This is a genomic window from Shewanella sp. S1-49-MNA-CIBAN-0167, assembly GCF_040310145.1.
GTDB lineage: Bacteria > Pseudomonadota > Gammaproteobacteria > Enterobacterales > Shewanellaceae > Shewanella > Shewanella psychromarinicola.
Genome location: NZ_JBEOPO010000023.1, coordinates 63,954 through 80,761 on the forward strand (window position 1 = coordinate 63,954; position 16,808 = coordinate 80,761).

Genomic DNA, 16,808 nt, shown 5'->3' on the forward strand with positions numbered 1-16,808 from the left:
ACTTATGTGAAAGATAGTTAATTTTAATGACGAAACGTAACACCCAACAACGTCGCCATTCGATCATTAAATTGGTTAATGAGCAAGGCGAAGTCAGTGTCGATGAGCTGGCGAATCTATTTGCCACTTCAGAAGTGACTATTCGTAAAGATTTGGCCATGCTTGAAACCCATGGACTATTATTACGACGTTATGGCGGCGCGGTGTCAGTGCCACAAGAAATGACCCAAATAGCCAGCGAAAAACTGTCTCTTAATAAACAAGCGATAGCCGCCAAAGCCGCACAGCTGATCCGCGACCATAACCGGATAATCATCGATAGCGGCAGTACCACATCAGGTATTGTCCAGCAACTCAATGACAAACGTGGCTTAGTGGTGATGACTAATTCATTACAGTTAGCCAATGCCGTTCATGAACTTGAAAATGAACCGACATTATTGATGACCGGCGGAACGTGGGATCCCCATTCTGAGTCTTTTCAAGGCCAAGTGGCAGAGCAAGTGCTGCGATCATATAACTTTGACCAACTGTTTATCGGTGCCGACGGCATCGATCTTAATCGCGGTACCACCACGTTTAACGAGTTAACAGGCTTAAGTAAAGTGATGGCAGAAATGTCGCGTGAAGTGGTGGTACTTTTGGAATCGACCAAAATTGGTCGGCGTATCCCCAATCTAGAGCTGCCTTGGGATGTGATTAATGTGTTAGTGACCGATGACAACATCACCCAAGATGCAGTCGATACCATTTCAGCCCATGGCGTTAGGGTGATACTCGCGCCGTTCGCTAATTAAATTAAATTGAAATAATAAAGGAAAATATCATGTGTGGAATCGTAGGCGCCGTGGCCCAAAGGGATGTTGCTGAAATATTAGTTGAAGGTTTACGCCGTCTTGAATACCGTGGCTATGACTCAGCGGGCGTTGCTGTGATTCATCAAGGTGAATTAAGCCGTACTCGCCGCGTGGGTAAAGTGCAGGAGTTATCATCAGCACTTGATGCCGCACCATTAACGGGTGGCACCGGTATTGCCCACACTCGCTGGGCAACCCACGGTGAACCAAGTGAGCGAAATGCACACCCACATTTATCTGAAGGCGATGTTGCTGTTGTACATAACGGTATTATTGAAAACCACAACAAACTGCGCGAAATGTTAAAAGGTTTGGGTTACGTATTTTCATCAGACACCGACACCGAAGTGATTTGTCATCTTGTTCACCACGAATTAAAAACAGCGACTAATTTATTAGCAGCGGTACAAGCGACCGTTAAGCAACTTGAAGGCGCCTATGGCACTGTTGTTATCGACCGCCGCGACAGTGATCGCATGGTTGTGGCTCGAAGCGGTAGCCCGTTAGTGATAGGTTACGGCCTAGGTGAAAACTTTGTCGCCTCAGACCAACTGGCACTGTTACCCGTCACTCGCTCGTTCGCCTTTTTAGAAGAAGGCGACGTAGCAGAAATAACGCGTCGTGAAGTGAATATTTTTGATGTTAATGGCAACGCCGTTAAGCGTGAAGTGAAAGAATCTGAAGTGACCCATGACGCGGGTGACAAAGGTGAATATCGTCACTACATGCTCAAAGAAATTTATGAGCAACCTACAGCCATTGCGCACACCTTAGAAGGTCGTATTGCCGGCGGTAAGGTATTAGATTCAGCTTTTGGCGAAAATGCAGCTGAATTTTTAAAAGACATTAAGCACGTACAAATTATTGCCTGTGGTACCAGTTATCATGCGGGTATGGCAGCGCGTTACTGGTTAGAAGACTGGGCCGGAGTATCGTGTAACGTCGAAATCGCCTCAGAATTTCGTTACCGCAAGTCGCACTTATTCCCAAATAGCTTGTTAGTGACTATCTCACAATCTGGTGAAACCGCAGATACGTTAGCGGCAATGCGCCTGGCAAAAGAAATGGGCTATAAAGCCACATTAACCATTTGTAACTCAGCGGGTTCATCATTAGTACGTGAATCTGATATGGCTTACATGATGAAAGCGGGCGCTGAAATTGGCGTTGCATCAACGAAAGCCTTTACCGTGCAACTTGCCGGTTTGTTAATGTTAACCACGGCGATTGGTCGTCATAATGGTATGTCTAGCGACATGGAAGCGGCTATTACGCAAAGCCTGTTATCTATGCCTGCTAAAGTGGAGCAAGCGCTTGGCTTAAATGATGCTATTGCAGAATTAGCTGAAGACTTTGCCGATAAACAGAATGCCTTATTCTTAGGCCGAGGCGATCAATACCCCATTGCGATGGAAGGTGCATTAAAGCTAAAAGAAATTTCGTATATTCACGCAGAAGCCTATGCTTCTGGCGAGCTAAAGCATGGCCCATTAGCCTTGATTGATGCCGATATGCCCGTGATTGTGGTGGCGCCAAACAATGAATTACTCGAAAAGCTTAAATCAAACGTTGAAGAAGTGCGTGCCCGTGGTGGATTGATGTATGTGTTTGCTGATGTCGATGCAGAATTTGAGTCAGACGACACCATGAAAGTCATCCCTGTTCCACACTGCGATGTATTTATGGCACCGTTAATCTACACCATCCCATTACAGTTATTGTCATACCATGTGGCATTAATTAAAGGGACTGACGTAGATCAGCCGCGTAATTTAGCCAAATCAGTCACGGTAGAATAAACCTCTAAATTGATTTAAATCGCATATAGCAATGAAAAACAGCTTCTTAGGAAGCTGTTTTTGTTGGGTGCAGGGGTCGAATAAATCAATGGTGTTTTTGGTTGTTTACGTTTTTAGTTTCAAATAAGTCGATCGCAATGTGAGCACTTAGCTGGCCATAAAAGCTATCGCAATCATGTTGAAACACGCTAGGTTGTTTAACTAGAAAAGAAATCATTAAGCTCATTCAATACTTTGAGGTTTATCTAAACAATGGTCATAAGTTGGAAAATATTGAATAAGGCAATATAAAAAACAGACGACTGTTTCGATGCTCGACATGTTATCTAAAGATTGGCTATCGATTACCTAGGCTCTGTATTATAAAAAATATTATGCTGTTGAAGGTCAGGGGGCACCGATGGTAACCAATACCCCCGTCGGTACATCAATTACTTAGGCAGTAGTACAGTATCAATCACGTGGATCACACCGTTGCTCGCCTTTACGTCTGTCATGATAACTTTTGCGTTATTTACCATTACATTGCCGTATTTTGCTTTAATGGTAACCATTTGTCCCTGAACTGTTGATGCGCTGTCTAGTTTAACGACATCAGCAGCCATCACTTTTCCTGCAACAACATGATATGTTAAAATTGTCGCAAGTTTATCTTTGTTTTCTGGTTTCAGTAGCGACTCGACGGTCCCATCTGCTAACTTAGCAAAAGCTTCATCTGTCGGTGCGAATACCGTAAATGGACCTTCACCTTTTAGTGTATCAACAAGTCCTGCTGCTTTGATTGCAGCAACAAGCGTATTGAAAGATCCATTTTCAGCTGCTACATCGACAATGTCTTTTTTCATACCATGATGTTCGGCATAAGCAACAGAGGTGAATGATAAACTGGCAACAATAAGGGCGAGTGTTGTAATAAATTTCTTTAACATTTTTATATTCCTTTCGAATTTATACCACTTTGAGGGGGAGGCTGTTTTTTGTGCAACATTTGTTACGTATGGTATAAACAACTAGATCAGTTTGGTTTCAATTTACTTACAGTACGACGCTAAAATATCACCGGGTGTTCAACAAGAACCCTTTTTCGCTACTCAATTTTGCCCACAAGATCTTTAAATACATCACCTTTTGGCAATGGGCTATTAATAGGATAATTGTTGGTTTGCTGATGCACCCGTTCAAAAGGCTGGGGTTTTAGGCCTTTTTTAAGTAAAACAGGATTGTAATTTTTGTGATATTAATCATCGGTGAGTTTCGTTGTGCGATGATACATTGCCGGAGCTTAATCATTCCCGTACTAACGCATCTGACAATAAGCCAAAGATAGATATATTAATCTCATTATCCTTTCGGTTATTTTCTGCTGGTTTCGTATCCTATAAAGTACCCTCTACTAAATTATTTTTTTATTACTATTCCATTTTTATCAGATGCTTATAGTTTTTTTATATAAAGCCAACAGGAAGTGTTGTATTTTTGTTGTGTTTTTTTTGAACTATAAAAAAGATTGTCACGTATAGAAATCGGTCATATTACTAATGAGGATTTCTAAGATGAAACGGATATACCCTTTTGCACTATGTGTTTCTTTAATTGGTCTAACAGCTTGCTCAGACGACGATGATGCAACAGTTGTAGAGCTTGTAGAGCCTGAAATGTCATATATACGCGTTATTCATGCTGGCAGCGATGCTCCATTGGTGAATGTTGTGGCTAATGGCAATGCATTGCTGTCGAATGTTGATTATGCGATGGCCAGTGATTTAATCGAAGTGTCAGCAACAAGCTACGACATTAACGTTGATGCTGTGTTGGCAGATGGCACCACGCTAACTGTGTTAGAAGCATTACTTGATGCACAAGATGACATGGAATATACCGCCATTGCGTTAGGTTCTGTTGCAGATAACACCTTGAGTCTAAAATTAATTGAAAACCCAACCATGGACATTGCTGCGGGTTATGCCAGAGTACAAGTGCTGCATGGCGCGCCTTTAGTGGGTACTGTTGATATTTATGTTACGGCTCCTGATGCAGATATAAGCGCTACAGCTCCCACGTTATCGGCAAGCTATTTAGATGTAAGCTCGCAGATTGAAGTGCCCGCTAGCGATTATCAAATTCGTATTACTGCATCTGGAATGAAAGAGGTTGTGTATGACTCAGGTTCTGTTGCGTTAGGCGATATGCAAGATTACTTTATCAGTGCCATTCCTAATACATGGTCTGGAGATTCACCTGTGGCATTGCAAGTGTCGCTACCCGGAGCACAGCTAGTGTTAAATGACGTAAACAGTGGCGCTGATTTACGGGTGGTACATGCCGTTGCTGATGCGCCAGCTGTTGATGTGTTTGTTGACGGCGCCACTACACCAGCTGTAGATATGCTGTCTTTTGGTGATGTGACGGGTTATGTCAACCTTGCTCAAGGTGCTCACACCGTAACCGTTGCCGCGGATGCCGATAATGATGTTGTGGTTATAGATAATGCTGCAGTCGACTTAGGTATTGGTATGAGTTATAGCGCCTTGGCTGTGGGATCACTAACCAGCAATATGATTGAGCCATTAGTGTTAGTTGAACAAACTCGTCGCGTAGCGACAGAGGCAAAGCTTACTGTGACACATGCTGCCTATTCTGCACCAGAAGTAGACGTTTACCTTACTTCATCTGCTGATATCTCTGATGCAACACCAGTATTAGAGGACGTGCCATTTAAGGTTTCTTCTGGGAGCATTAGCGTAACACCTGGAACTTATACTATTAGTGTCACTGTGGCTAATACTAAAGATGTCGCAATTGGGCCTTTAGAAGTCACATTAGGAGCCTCGGGTATATATGGTGTGGCAGCTGTTGATAATGTCGGTGGCGGAGCGCCATTTGGGGTTATTTTATTAGACGACTTCACTGCAATGTAATATTACTCTGTAAAAGATTTGCGGCTTATTCTTGCCAGATAAGCCGCTTTTTTATGCCCAATTAATGGTGCAAATATTGCTGGGTGCTCTTAAGTAAACCGCTTATTCATTTTTTTTCACGTTATGTTGCTGCCCAGTTTGAGTCACACTTCATCATGAAAAGTCATCCCTTTGCCACTCTGCGCGAGTTTATAGTGCCGTTAATTTACATTATCCCATTACCGTTATTGTCATAGCATGTGACACGAATAAAAGGCGGCTTCTTCGGCAGTCGTATTTATGGGGCGTAATGTACCTATTTCTATAAAGAACATTCTCACAAAAGGGTGATTGATTTAACTTAAATATGCTGGTAGGTTATTAAAATTATTAATAAATAAAGCTATGTTAATGATGGTTGTTGAAGGGGATCTCAGGATGTTTATCGGCATTTTCGCTAATACGCTTTAAAGCTTTATCAACAACAAGGAGAGTCCCTAATGGATTATTTTATAGGCGCGTTAAAAAAATATGCTGATTTCACTGGTCGAGCACGAAGAAAAGAATATTGGATGTTTATACTTGTTTATATGATTATCAATATTGTTTTTGCTGTAATTGGTTTGGATACCATTTCAGCGATAGTGAGTCTTGCACTGCTAGTCCCAAGTCTCAGCATTGCAGCAAGAAGGCTGCATGATACTGGTCGTTCTGGGTGGTGGCAATTAATACTATTAATTCCAATTATTGGTTTAATTGTGCTAATTGTTTTTCTAGCTCAAGATAGCCATGATGCAAATGATTACGGTATTAATCCTAAATCAGGTGTACCAGCATAAAACTGAGCAAGAGACTATGGTGCCAAGAGTTAATTTTCGCTTTTGGCACTTTCTACATCACACCATCGCTAAGCAGTCCAACAAAAAGGGAACAAATCTTGTTCCCTTTTTGCTATCTATAGCTTATTGATTTACCAGGCACTTGATTTACCAAACTCTGGCAACAAGCCCTTTAAGGTAATAGCCTTCTGGGAATGCGCTACTAATAGGATGATCGCTGGCTTGATGCATGCGCTCAATAAACTGTACTTCACGTTTTGCATCTAATGCAGCATCGGCAACGACTTTTTGGAACAAGTCTGACTGCATTAAGCCCGAACAAGAGAAGGTCAGTAGTATTCCACCAGGATTAAGTAATTGCATGGCAATCATATTGATGTCTTTATAACCGCGACACGCGCCATCGAGTTGTGACTTATTGTCGGCAAACTTAGGCGGATCTAATACGATAACATCGAAGGTTTTACCTTCATCTCGATACAGTCGCAGTAACTTAAATACGTCGGCTTCGAGGTAGTTTACATGGTCATCATTAAGGTTATTAATCGCCATATTATCGCGGGCGGTTTGCAGTGCTAGGGTAGAGACATCGACGTTTTCAATACTCGCCGCACCAGCTTTAGCGGCATACAAGCCAAAAGTGCCGGTGTAACAGAAGCAGTTAAGTACAGACTTACCTTTAACGAAACGGGCGGCGATGGCGCGGTTGTCACGTTGATCCAAATAGAAGCCTGTTTTGTGGCCTTTAACCACATCGACGGCAATCTTGATACCATTTTCTTCGATGATGACAGGCATGGGGGGTAATTCACCGTGTAGTAACCCTACCACCGGAATGAGGCCTTCTTTCTTTCTCGAGTCGACATCTGAACGCTCATAGACAGTGCAATCTGGATATTGAATAACCAGTTGCTCTACTATAGTGTCACGCCATTTTTCGGCACCGGTATTTAACAGTTGGCACACCAATACATTGGCATAACGATCTACGGTGATACCGGGCAAACCGTCCGATTCTGCGGCGATTAAGCGATAGCCTGTTAGGCCTTGTTCGCGGATCAGATCATCTCGGCCTGCTTGTGCTCTTTTTATGCGTCTGGCGAAGAAATCGGCATCGATGATTTCTTCTTTGTTGAAGGTCCATATCCGCACTTGGATTTGAGATTCTGGCGACCAGGCTCCGCGTCCGAGCCAATGCCCGTCGTGCGCCACGACTTCAACCGTGTCACCTGCTGCAGGTTTTCCACCATTGATGTTGTGAATACCGTTGGAAAATATCCACGGGTGGCGTCGCTCTAATGAACGTTCGCGGCCAGGTTTAAGTTTAATTCTGATAGCCATGGTACTGCCTAATTTAAATTATAAAAGGGGTAAAAAGATTCACGGCGCACCTGATAAAGGCTGAGTAAAAACCTCTATAACGACTCATTAGAGGCATGGATGACATCACACTATTATCAATGTCAAAAGGCTCTGGGGGCGACGAAGGGAGATCATAGCCTTTTTTGAGCCTAAAAACCTGACAAATAATAAAATGCTGGCTGAGTGTTGTATTCGTTACTTAGATTTTGATCGTTCAATGGGCGTTTATCGTTACCGTAACAAGGTATCAACGGCATTTTGTGGATGGGTAAAATAGTGGCAGCAGTTGCTGGTGGCTGTTGTTCCATCAAATTGACCCGTGATGGTCGCGCAGATGTGAGTGAAGCATCAAAATGAAGCAAGTGTAGTGAACGTGGTCACTTGAGACAATATGATAAATCTCAGATAGCTACCTCGGCGTAAAGTGTAAGGCTTCACCAAGTTGTGAATAACAGGCTTTAGCCCAAAAATGATGTTAAATGTGTCCTTACGCTTTTGCTGATAACAAGGTTCATTGACGTGTTCAAACGAGTCAATGGCAAGTAATACCATACAGATCGTGCTACAAAAGTGCTAAAAAATAGTTACTTAGGTGTGCTTGTTATGCCTCGCTCCGGTTAGTGAGTATTGAATTTAAGATGAACGCGCTCTTTTTTACATCGACAATAATCACATGTAGGCTTTTACGTCGTGGTTACGCGATAACATTATTACGAGAAAAAACCAGAATATAGCCTTTAAATGGCAGTGCTAGATAGTCGGTGTGTATCGGTTTGAAATGGCTGCTGATAAACCCGAATTCGGCTAATTTTACAGTGAGCTTATTTTTTCGACCGCGACCGGGGTCGACAATGATGACGTCACATTTGGCGCTGGCATGGTTTTTAATAAAATAAGCTAATAACTGCACATGTTGATCTTCATAGAGCAAATCGCTGCCGATGATGACGTCAAAAAGCCCCAATTTACTGGTGTCGTTAGCCCAGTCTACGCGCTCAAAAGCAATGCTTTTACCATTATTTAATTGGGTATTTCTATTAAGGAACTGTTCAACTTCTGGGTGGTAGTCGGTTGCAGTAATATCGGCGTTTTTTGCGTTAAGTAGTAAGCTTGAGAGCGCCATTCCACAGCCTATTTCTAGAATTCTTTTGCCTTCTGTTTTGTAATCCAACATATAATTAGCCAGCACTAAGCTTGATGGCCAAACAATGCCAAAAATTGGCCAATTCGCCGAGGATATACCGAGTTTTTCAGCAATACCGGTAGGGTCATCAAATTCTTGATTATTACGTAAGGTACACAAGTGAACATCGATTTCACCAAACTCAACAGTTTGGTAGCTTAAACGAAGGGCAGTCATTGGGCCGTCTTAAAAATTGAGTGTTCAGCCAGATATCGAGGACAAATAAATGACAAAACGAAGAGGTGTTAGTTAGATTATAGCACTTTGCTAGAAAGGCAAATATATTTAATTGGTTTGGGCTCTATTAGGTTAAGCCCTTAGTCAAAGGCATCATTATATTGTGTTTTTTGTGCGCTTTGGGTCTCAATGTGGAGAATACTCAATACAAATATAAGGCCTACACAGCTATTAATCGCGGCGAATAAAACAGGTTTTCACCTGTTACTGGTTAATATTAGCATGCTCACTTTCACCTTAATAACCCCCTTTTATATCAATTATCAGCTCTGATAATAAAGCGCTATTCACTGTTAAATATGTGACATACGTATCACAATCTTAATGATAATTGTTTGCATTAGTATACCCGCTATGTATAATCCACGGAACTTACAGAGCTTTATATAACATTATAGTTACTCACATTGACTAAATCAGGATGAGAAAATGAAAAAAACGTTAATTGCGGCAACATTAATCGGGCTTTTTGCTAGCAATCAAGCTATCGCTTCTGACGAAACAACCGAATTACGCCAAATTATTGAGCAGCAGCAAAAAGTGCTGCAAGATCTTGAAAAACGTCTTGAGCAAACAGAAATGCGTGTAGAGACCACAGCTGATGTAGTAGAAGCGACCGCATCAAGCAAGTCGGCAACCACTATTGGTGGTTATGGTGAATTACACTATAACAATATTTCTAATAACCAAACTGGCACCGACAAGAAAGAATTCGATTTCCACCGCTTTGTATTGTTTGTAGGTCACGAGTTTAATAGCACAACCCGTTTTTTCTCTGAGCTAGAAGTTGAACATTCAATTGCCGGTGAGAGTCAAAATGGTGAGGTAGAGTTAGAGCAAGCATATATTGAGCATGACTTTAATGAAATGTTTACCGGTAAAGCCGGTCTATTCTTAATGCCTGTCGGTATTATCAATGAAACTCACGAACCTACAGTATTCTACGGTGTTGAGCGTAACCCGGTAGAAAAAGACATTATTCCTGCGACATGGTGGGAAGGTGGTTTAAACCTTAATATTAAAGCCGCTCCTGGTGTAGCCTTTGACACCGCCGTGACGTCTGGTTTGTATTTAGACCAAAGCTCTGGTTATAAAATCCGTAATGGTCGTCAAAAAGTATCTAAAGCGAAAGGTGAAGATTTAGCCTATACCGGCCGAGTAAAATACACTGCGGTTCCTGGTTTAGAGCTAGCGGCGACGGTTCAATATCAGTCTGACTTAACGCAAGGTACAGCTGATGTTGATTCTGCCTCAGCAACATTGCTTACTGCGCATGCGATTTACAGCATTGAAAACTTCACGGTTAAAGCGCTATACGCCCAGTGGAATATTGATGGTAAAGAAGCTGAAGCGTTAGGTCGTGACAAGCAAAATGGTTTCTATATTGAGCCTGCTTACCGAATCAATGAACAGTTTGGTGTGTTTGCCCGTTACAACGAGTGGGACAACAATGCCGGTGATAGCGCCGATACCAAGAAAAAACAAACTAGCGTGGGTGTGAACTACTGGTTACACGAAAACGTGGTGTTTAAAGCTGACTACGAAAAAATTGGCGGCGCTGCTGATTCAGATGGTTTCAACCTAGGTGTTGGTTACCAGTTTTAATCGTTGAGTATTCAGAGATAAGATAAACCGATATAACAGATTATCGGTCAATGGGTGCCAACAGTGTATATTGTCGGCACCCGTGTTTTTATTATAGATTAAGGGCTGATATGCAGACAAGGTTAAGATCATATTTAATTTTATTTATGATGGGGTTAGTTATTTGTTTTTCGGCATTTAATGCGATTGCAGCCTCACAATATCAGTCAAATGAAGCCTTTATTAACCAAGCATTTAATGGCGGTAGTGGTAAAGCCAAAGTCTTGTGGTTAGATGATGATCTCAAACAAGCGGTAGAAGCTATTTTAGCTCATCGTTTTAATAAAATGCGTGTGCGTTACTGGCAACATAATGATGAAACCGTATGGATTATGGATGAGATTGGTAAAGAGTCGCCTATTACGGTTGCTGTGCATATAAAAGACCATCATATAGCGCGAACTAAAGTGTTAGTTTATCGCGAAAGTCGTGGTGATGAAGTTCGTCATGATTTTTTTACCGACCAATTTAAGTCGGCAAAGTTAGACGACCAACATCAGCTGGATAAACATATAGACGGGATTACTGGTGCAACATTATCGGTAAGAGCATTAACTAAGTTATCGCGCATTGCATTATTACTTCATGCCCATGTGGTGCAATAAACCACGTTTCAATTCAACCGGATAATTTCAAGCAGGTTAGTGTGAATAAAGCATCTCGACAAAACAGTGTTAGGCTTAAATTTATGCGCATTCTTCGTCCTTGGCATCGCCGTTTAGGATTGGTAAGTGCGCTGTTCATCTTGCTGTTAGTGCTTACCGGTGTGGCGATAAATCACAGTGACGATATTGGTTTAGCTCAAACGCCAGTTACTCAGTCGTGGTTACTTGATTATTATGGTATTCCTGCTCCTGCACATGTTGCTCAGTTTTCTGCATTAGATACCTCCAATTTACCTGCGCTGTATATTACCGATAATTTATTGTGGCAGGGTAAACAGGTTATTTTTGAAGGTTCACAAACCTTAATGAGTGCCAGTTATACTGCCAATATGCTGGTGGCAATAGATGAGCAACAGTTGTATTTATTCGATACAGCAGGCCATTTACAAGAAACGCAAAATAGCAGCATGGGTTTACCGACTGACTTATTAGCGCTTGCTGTGGTGAACAGTCGAGTATGGTTAAATACTAAAGCTGGTGTTTATCAAGCCGATGAGCAGTTAATCGATTGGCAACTCATGGAGCCTATCAAGGCTATCACTTGGTTGATACCTAATCCACGAGTTGATGCTGAGTTTATTCAACATGCCCGTAGTGCGCATTTAAATTGGCAACGCGTAATGCTAGACCTGCATAGTGGTCGCTTATTTGGGGCGTTAACTGTGTGGTTATGGGATTTGTTTGCGCTAGCATTATTGTTAGTGTCATTGAGTGGATTTTGGATTTGGTATAAACAAAAACCGCCCAGGTAATGACTTTATTTGTGTTAACTGTTACTCATTAATGCTCACAAAGCCTCAAAAATACTCAGCGATATTGGTTTGCTTGTCTGCAACAGAGCTTAGCTCTATACCTGCTTCACTAATTTGATAATTACCAGCAGAAACAGTTTTGCCTAACGGTCTAAAATCTTGCATTCTAAGCTTAACTATATGAGCTTATTGTTGTGAGGCTTGTGCTCGTTAGCACGGCTTATTGCTGATTGACGGTTTCTTTCGCCTGATCGAGTTGCGGTATTCAATGACAACAAACGGGTTTGTGGAGCAATCGTTTTACCGGGTTAGCCAATTGTTTACCTGAAATTTTCCGTGTGAGTAATATGCTGGCTGTGGTTTTAATGTCCTTGGCCAATATGCAAATGCTGCCGGCAGTCTGTTCAACTTCCTTTTAGCCGTCGGGCATACTTCTAGTACTTTGTTGGGCTGAGTCTGAGGCACGTTAAAAGTGCTCTACATTTGCTCCATTAGCAGCTCAAGTTGCGACATAACATCCACTAAATTTACTATTGTGCTTTGAAGTTCGTTAGCAGAGGCTAATGATTTTCGGTGGTATTATTCTGTTAGGCAACGGTTTGGTTAATGCTGGCAATGGCGTCGTCGACATCATTTATTTCTAGGTGGGATACATTAATGAAGCCGTTAACTCAGGTGGCTAGATTGCTCATTTAACGATGTATTCATCAGACCGTTTCGCTTTCAAGTTACGGTGTTGAGCAATGTGGCTGAGGTTGATTGAGCGTTGTTATATTTGGGTCGCCATTTATTTACTGGGTCTAGTTCCGTTAATAAAACAGATGAGTTTTAATTTATGTCTAGGCTAGTACTTGGTCGGTTGAAACATGAGTGGCTGTTGGGGTGTCATCAACTGAAACCACGCTGCAGATTGCCGTGAAGTGTTGCACTTTAATAGAGGGTGTTTGAAAGTCAGTGCTGGTGAGAAAAGCAAGCTCTTGCTTGTCTTCAACATACTCGTGATATCGCGACATTAACCTGAGACAACTTTTACTTGAGTACGTTAAACCTCTCGCCGTAATGTTAGTCTTAACCATATTCGGGTTACCTAAATACTTGCGTGTTGTGCCACTATCTCAGCTTGTTGCACCTGCTTTGCCTCAATGTTTTTCCACACCTTTTCATGAAAGTAAAACACAACCGTGTTGACTGCAGGCTCAAGCAGGGCAATGGTGCCACCGATAATAATGCTACCCGTTAATAAGTAAGTAATCGTAAACGCAACACAGAAGTGTAAAATTGCAAAGCTGATGGTCTTTTTCATGATGGATCCCCCGTTTGATTTATTTAAATGATAACAGTTATCATTATCATATAAAAGAGGGGTGATTCGATTGTTGCAAATGAAAATTTCGATTAGGTTTATACTTTCTAATACCAAAAAAATAAAGGCCCTTAACAAGGGCCTTTATACTAGCTAATAACATTAAGTCAGATCATAACCTCATCTATTGAGGTTAGTAATGCCAAGGAAAACGTGAAAAGTCTTGGTCGCGCTTTTCTAAAAAGGCATCACGGCCTTCTTGGGCTTCTTCGCTGGCATAGGCTAAGCGTGTTGCTTCACCAGCAAACAGTTGTTGGCCCACTAAACCATCATCAGCCATATTAAAGCCATACTTCAGCATGCGCATTGCCGTAGGGGATTTAGAGTTAATTTCTTTAGCCCAAACTAAGGCTTCAGTTTCGAGTTCTGCATGTGGAATGGCACGGTTGACCATGCCCATATTAAACGCCTCTTCAGCAGAGTAATTAAACCCAAGGAAGAATATTTCACGAGCACGTTTCTGGCCAATCATCTTGGCTAAATAAGCACTACCATATCCTGAGTCAAAACTGCCTACATCAGGATCGGTTTGTTTAAAGATGGCATGTTCTTTAGATGCTAAAGTTAAATCACAAACCACATGCAAACTATGTCCACCGCCAACAGCCCAGCCAGGCACTACGGCAATCACCACTTTTGGCATAAAACGAATTAAACGCTGCACTTCTAAGATATGCAGGCGCCCCATACGAGCGACATCAGGTTTACCTTCTTCAGCTCCTTCATATTTATAGCCGTCTTTCCCTCGAATACGTTGATCGCCACCTGCACAGAATGAATACTGACCTTTTGCAGACGGCCCATTACCTGTTATGAGTACACAGCCCACATCAGACCATTGCCTCGCGTGGTCTAACGCTATATAAAGCTCATCTACTGTTTTGGGACGGAATGAGTTAAGACAATCAGGGCGATTAATGGCGATACGCACTGTACCTTGGGATTTAGCGCGATGATATGTGATGTCTTCAAAATTGAATCCGTTAACAACATCCCATAAAGTAGGGTCAAAAATGTCAGATACTGAATTAGTTTGTGATTGTTGCGTCATATAAAACCTAGCCCCTATTGCAAATGTTACATAAAGGCTAGGCTTGTTTGATATCTAGGTCAATTCGTGTCGATAAAACCGTTAACTTACTCAGATTTTATCGCAAATAAATTGCAGATTTTCTTTAGTAAAAACCGGGTGGCGAGCACTACTGTGGCAGTATTGATCTTTAAACTCGGCTATCGCTTCGTTACTGGTAAATACACCATCTAATTCACGGATTTCAATTGTTGATAATCGCTCATAAATTTCTGTTTTAAGTTGTGGTAGATGTTTATCGATTTTAATTATTTTTGTGCCAGTCATCGAATCAAGCTTTTTATCTGCCTTAGTAAACATAGTGTTAATATCGTTAATTGGCTTATCTAGTTTGTCTGTTTCTGTCGCGAAATAATAAATAACCCCCGCGATTATTGCTAATCCTATCCAGCCTCTCATCTTTTTATCCAATTATGTGTTATTACCTATATAATAAGCTAGTTACCGTTCAATATTAAAGCAGTAAGGCTGTAAAATGACGACAGAATCTAACTCCAAGGACTTTTCTAAACAGCAGCGTATTAAAATTCATCAACCTGATGCTAGTAAAGCAGACCGTTTCAATCCGCGCAACCGTATTTACGTAAGAGCTGTCGATGGCTTATGGACAACGTTACGACGTTATATGGGGTGGATTGCCATATTATTCTTCTTACTCCTTCCTTGGTTACCCTGGGGAGATCGTCAAGCCGTGTGGTTTCATCTTGCCGAGCAAAAATTTCACGTCTTTGGCTTAACGATATGGCCACAAGATCTTACCTTGCTTGCTGCACTCTTTATGATAGCCGCATTTGGATTATTTTTTGTCACCACTTACCTTGGCAGGGTGTGGTGTGGCTATACCTGTCCACAGACCGTGTGGACTTTCATCTTTATTTGGTTCGAAGAAAAGTTTGAAGGTGCGCGTAATAAACGAATCAAGCTTGATCAAATGCCATGGAGTATTAATAAACTATGGCGTAAAACCGCTAAACATACCTCCTGGCTATTGGTCTCACTATTAACGGCCACGACATTTGTATCCTACTTTGTTCCAAGTCGCGAACTCTATATAGACTTCTTTACGCTTAATGCCGGTGGTGGGATATATTTTTGGGTGGTCTTCTTTACTATTGCGACTTACGGTAATGCAGGATGGATGCGAGAGATCATGTGTATTCACATGTGTCCGTATGCCCGCTTCCAAGCCGCTATGTTTGACAAGAACACTTATATAGTGGGTTATGACACTAAGCGCGGAGAAACTCGCGGTCCACGTACTCGTAAACAAGATCCAAAAGAAATGGGTTTAGGCGACTGCATTGATTGTGACTTATGTGTTCAAGTGTGCCCAACAGGGATTGATATTCGTAATGGTCTGCAATACGAATGCATTAACTGTGGTGCCTGTATTGATGCATGTGATAACACCATGGAGCGTATGGGATACGATAAAGGTCTCATTCGTTACACAACAGAAAATAAACTTGATGGTGTGCAAGAAAAGGTATTGCGACCTAAGTTGGTTGGCTACGGAGTGGTACTCACTTCGATGATATTAATCTTCATCTATGCCAGCGCAACCATTGCTCCAGTTCGCATGGATGTCATTAGAGATAGAAACTCACTTTATCGAGAAAATAACCGAGGCAACACAGAGAATACCTTTACGATTAAAATTCTCAATAAGACAGAGCAACCGCAAGAATATGAGTTAAGTGTCGAAGGCTTGCCTAACGCTAAATGGATTGGGTCGCAGCACGTATCAATAGGATCTGGTGAAGTTATAACCTTACCAATTAGTATTGCTGTTGATCCCATTGAGCTGAAGAGAAGGATCACTAAAATCTATATTAAAATTACGGCGCAAATAGATGGTAATCCAATAGAAATAAAACAGGAAACACGATTTTTCGGGGATTAGAACCCAGTAAAATAGCCAAAAAAGGGACGGGTAGTCCCTTTTTTGTTCGTTTCGATTGAAAAAGCACCTCTTGGTCATGTTTTTGCAATATTTAGCCTTTTAATACTTGCACAAAATCTTAAGCTCCCTATAATGCGCAACCACTGACACGGCAGACAGCGAAAGCAGTCACCGAGTTGGGTTGGTTTAAGTGGTTCAAATCACTCGAATCAACGCG

The 16,808-nt window shown here is 41.7% G+C and carries 16 protein-coding genes; 8 read left to right on the plus strand and 8 right to left on the minus strand.

Going from position 1 to position 16,808, the window contains the following annotated elements; genetic code table 11:
- Positions 1–26: 26 nt before the first annotated feature.
- Both AAEZ00_RS12350 and glmS read left to right on the plus strand, forming a co-directional pair.
- Complete coding sequence (locus tag AAEZ00_RS12350; RefSeq protein WP_101033425.1) at positions 27–797, plus strand: DeoR/GlpR family DNA-binding transcription regulator; 771 nt, start codon at positions 27–29, stop codon at positions 795–797.
- 29 nt (positions 798–826) lie between these two features.
- On the plus strand, positions 827–2,656 hold the full coding sequence (gene glmS, locus AAEZ00_RS12355; RefSeq protein WP_101033424.1) for a glutamine--fructose-6-phosphate transaminase (isomerizing): 1,830 nt from the start codon (positions 827–829) through the stop codon (positions 2,654–2,656).
- 431 nt (positions 2,657–3,087) lie between these two features.
- Here glmS and AAEZ00_RS12360 read toward each other — a convergent pair whose 3' ends face one another.
- Entirely contained in the window at positions 3,088–3,585 is a 498-nt protein-coding gene (locus tag AAEZ00_RS12360) for a fasciclin domain-containing protein (RefSeq protein WP_351088687.1), read from the minus strand.
- A 624-nt stretch (positions 3,586–4,209) separates the two neighbouring features.
- On the opposite strand from AAEZ00_RS12360, the gene AAEZ00_RS12365 reads away from it, so the two are divergent.
- Positions 4,210–5,574, plus strand: coding sequence for a DUF4397 domain-containing protein (locus AAEZ00_RS12365; RefSeq protein WP_164839423.1), 1,365 nt, complete (start codon positions 4,210–4,212; stop codon positions 5,572–5,574).
- A gap of 479 nt (positions 5,575–6,053) precedes the next feature.
- Positions 6,054–6,392 carry a DUF805 domain-containing protein gene (locus AAEZ00_RS12370; protein WP_124012906.1) on the plus strand — a complete coding sequence of 113 codons (339 nt, stop codon included), beginning with the start codon at positions 6,054–6,056 and terminating at the stop codon, positions 6,390–6,392.
- Between the two features lie 147 nt (positions 6,393–6,539).
- Here the strand turns inward: AAEZ00_RS12370 and AAEZ00_RS12375 are convergent, their stop codons facing one another.
- The 3 genes from AAEZ00_RS12375 to AAEZ00_RS12385 all read right to left on the minus strand — a co-directional run bounded on the left by AAEZ00_RS12375 (position 6,540) and on the right by AAEZ00_RS12385 (position 9,114).
- A complete protein-coding gene (locus tag AAEZ00_RS12375) occupies positions 6,540–7,733 on the minus strand; it encodes a class I SAM-dependent rRNA methyltransferase (RefSeq protein WP_124012905.1) in 1,194 nt (397 codons plus the stop codon).
- Positions 7,734–7,903: 170 nt separating this feature from the next.
- On the minus strand, positions 7,904–8,062 hold the full coding sequence (locus tag AAEZ00_RS12380; protein WP_157822236.1) for a hypothetical protein: 159 nt from the start codon (positions 8,060–8,062) through the stop codon (positions 7,904–7,906).
- 386 nt (positions 8,063–8,448) lie between these two features.
- Positions 8,449–9,114: a class I SAM-dependent methyltransferase gene (locus tag AAEZ00_RS12385; RefSeq protein ID WP_101033418.1), complete on the minus strand. Its 666-nt coding sequence runs from the start codon at positions 9,112–9,114 to the stop codon at positions 8,449–8,451.
- A gap of 489 nt (positions 9,115–9,603) precedes the next feature.
- On the opposite strand from AAEZ00_RS12385, the gene AAEZ00_RS12390 reads away from it, so the two are divergent.
- From AAEZ00_RS12390 to AAEZ00_RS12400, 3 genes are all read left to right on the plus strand, one after another.
- Entirely contained in the window at positions 9,604–10,779 is a 1,176-nt protein-coding gene (locus tag AAEZ00_RS12390) for a porin (protein WP_351088688.1), read from the plus strand.
- A 146-nt stretch (positions 10,780–10,925) separates the two neighbouring features.
- Positions 10,926–11,423, plus strand: a complete 498-nt coding sequence (locus AAEZ00_RS12395) for an FMN-binding protein (protein WP_502959327.1) — start codon at positions 10,926–10,928, stop codon at positions 11,421–11,423.
- 41 nt (positions 11,424–11,464) lie between these two features.
- Positions 11,465–12,235, plus strand: coding sequence for a PepSY-associated TM helix domain-containing protein (locus tag AAEZ00_RS12400; protein WP_351088690.1), 771 nt, complete (start codon positions 11,465–11,467; stop codon positions 12,233–12,235).
- An 839-nt stretch (positions 12,236–13,074) separates the two neighbouring features.
- On the opposite strand, the gene AAEZ00_RS12405 is transcribed toward AAEZ00_RS12400, so the two are convergent.
- From AAEZ00_RS12405 to AAEZ00_RS12420, 4 genes are all read right to left on the minus strand, one after another.
- Positions 13,075–13,248: a hypothetical protein gene (locus AAEZ00_RS12405; RefSeq protein WP_164839422.1), complete on the minus strand. Its 174-nt coding sequence runs from the start codon at positions 13,246–13,248 to the stop codon at positions 13,075–13,077.
- 74 nt (positions 13,249–13,322) lie between these two features.
- The gene (locus AAEZ00_RS12410; protein ID WP_101033414.1) at positions 13,323–13,538 is read right to left on the minus strand and encodes a DUF2061 domain-containing protein; all 216 of its coding nucleotides are present in this window, start codon (positions 13,536–13,538) and stop codon (positions 13,323–13,325) included.
- 193 nt (positions 13,539–13,731) lie between these two features.
- Entirely contained in the window at positions 13,732–14,649 is a 918-nt protein-coding gene (locus AAEZ00_RS12415) for a 1,4-dihydroxy-2-naphthoyl-CoA synthase (RefSeq protein ID WP_101033413.1), read from the minus strand.
- 90 nt (positions 14,650–14,739) lie between these two features.
- Positions 14,740–15,087, minus strand: coding sequence for a hypothetical protein (locus tag AAEZ00_RS12420; protein ID WP_101033412.1), 348 nt, complete (start codon positions 15,085–15,087; stop codon positions 14,740–14,742).
- A 76-nt stretch (positions 15,088–15,163) separates the two neighbouring features.
- Here AAEZ00_RS12420 and ccoG point away from each other — a divergent pair, with 76 nt between their 5' ends.
- Positions 15,164–16,591, plus strand: coding sequence for a cytochrome c oxidase accessory protein CcoG (gene ccoG, locus AAEZ00_RS12425; protein WP_101033411.1), 1,428 nt, complete (start codon positions 15,164–15,166; stop codon positions 16,589–16,591).
- The last annotated feature ends 217 nt before the right edge of the window (positions 16,592–16,808 follow it).

Excerpts from the sequence above, each read along its gene's own strand:
- AAEZ00_RS12370 (WP_124012906.1), top strand. The coding sequence starts at position 6,054 with ATGGATTATTTTATAGGCGCGTTAAAAAAATATGCTGATTTCACTGGT.
- AAEZ00_RS12420 (WP_101033412.1), bottom strand. The coding sequence starts at position 15,087 with ATGAGAGGCTGGATAGGATTAGCAATAATCGCGGGGGTTATTTATTAT.
- AAEZ00_RS12415 (WP_101033413.1), bottom strand. The coding sequence starts at position 14,649 with ATGACGCAACAATCACAAACTAATTCAGTATCTGACATTTTTGACCCT.
- AAEZ00_RS12365 (WP_164839423.1), top strand. The coding sequence starts at position 4,210 with ATGAAACGGATATACCCTTTTGCACTATGTGTTTCTTTAATTGGTCTA.
- AAEZ00_RS12350 (WP_101033425.1), top strand. The coding sequence starts at position 27 with ATGACGAAACGTAACACCCAACAACGTCGCCATTCGATCATTAAATTG.
- AAEZ00_RS12375 (WP_124012905.1), bottom strand. The coding sequence starts at position 7,733 with ATGGCTATCAGAATTAAACTTAAACCTGGCCGCGAACGTTCATTAGAG.
- AAEZ00_RS12380 (WP_157822236.1), bottom strand. The coding sequence starts at position 8,062 with ATGGAACAACAGCCACCAGCAACTGCTGCCACTATTTTACCCATCCAC.
- AAEZ00_RS12360 (WP_351088687.1), bottom strand. The coding sequence starts at position 3,585 with ATGTTAAAGAAATTTATTACAACACTCGCCCTTATTGTTGCCAGTTTA.
- AAEZ00_RS12395 (WP_502959327.1), top strand. The coding sequence starts at position 10,926 with ATGATGGGGTTAGTTATTTGTTTTTCGGCATTTAATGCGATTGCAGCC.
- AAEZ00_RS12390 (WP_351088688.1), top strand. The coding sequence starts at position 9,604 with ATGAAAAAAACGTTAATTGCGGCAACATTAATCGGGCTTTTTGCTAGC.
- AAEZ00_RS12405 (WP_164839422.1), bottom strand. The coding sequence starts at position 13,248 with ATGTCGCGATATCACGAGTATGTTGAAGACAAGCAAGAGCTTGCTTTT.
- glmS (WP_101033424.1), top strand. The coding sequence starts at position 827 with ATGTGTGGAATCGTAGGCGCCGTGGCCCAAAGGGATGTTGCTGAAATA.
- AAEZ00_RS12385 (WP_101033418.1), bottom strand. The coding sequence starts at position 9,114 with ATGACTGCCCTTCGTTTAAGCTACCAAACTGTTGAGTTTGGTGAAATC.
- ccoG (WP_101033411.1), top strand. The coding sequence starts at position 15,164 with ATGACGACAGAATCTAACTCCAAGGACTTTTCTAAACAGCAGCGTATT.
- AAEZ00_RS12410 (WP_101033414.1), bottom strand. The coding sequence starts at position 13,538 with ATGAAAAAGACCATCAGCTTTGCAATTTTACACTTCTGTGTTGCGTTT.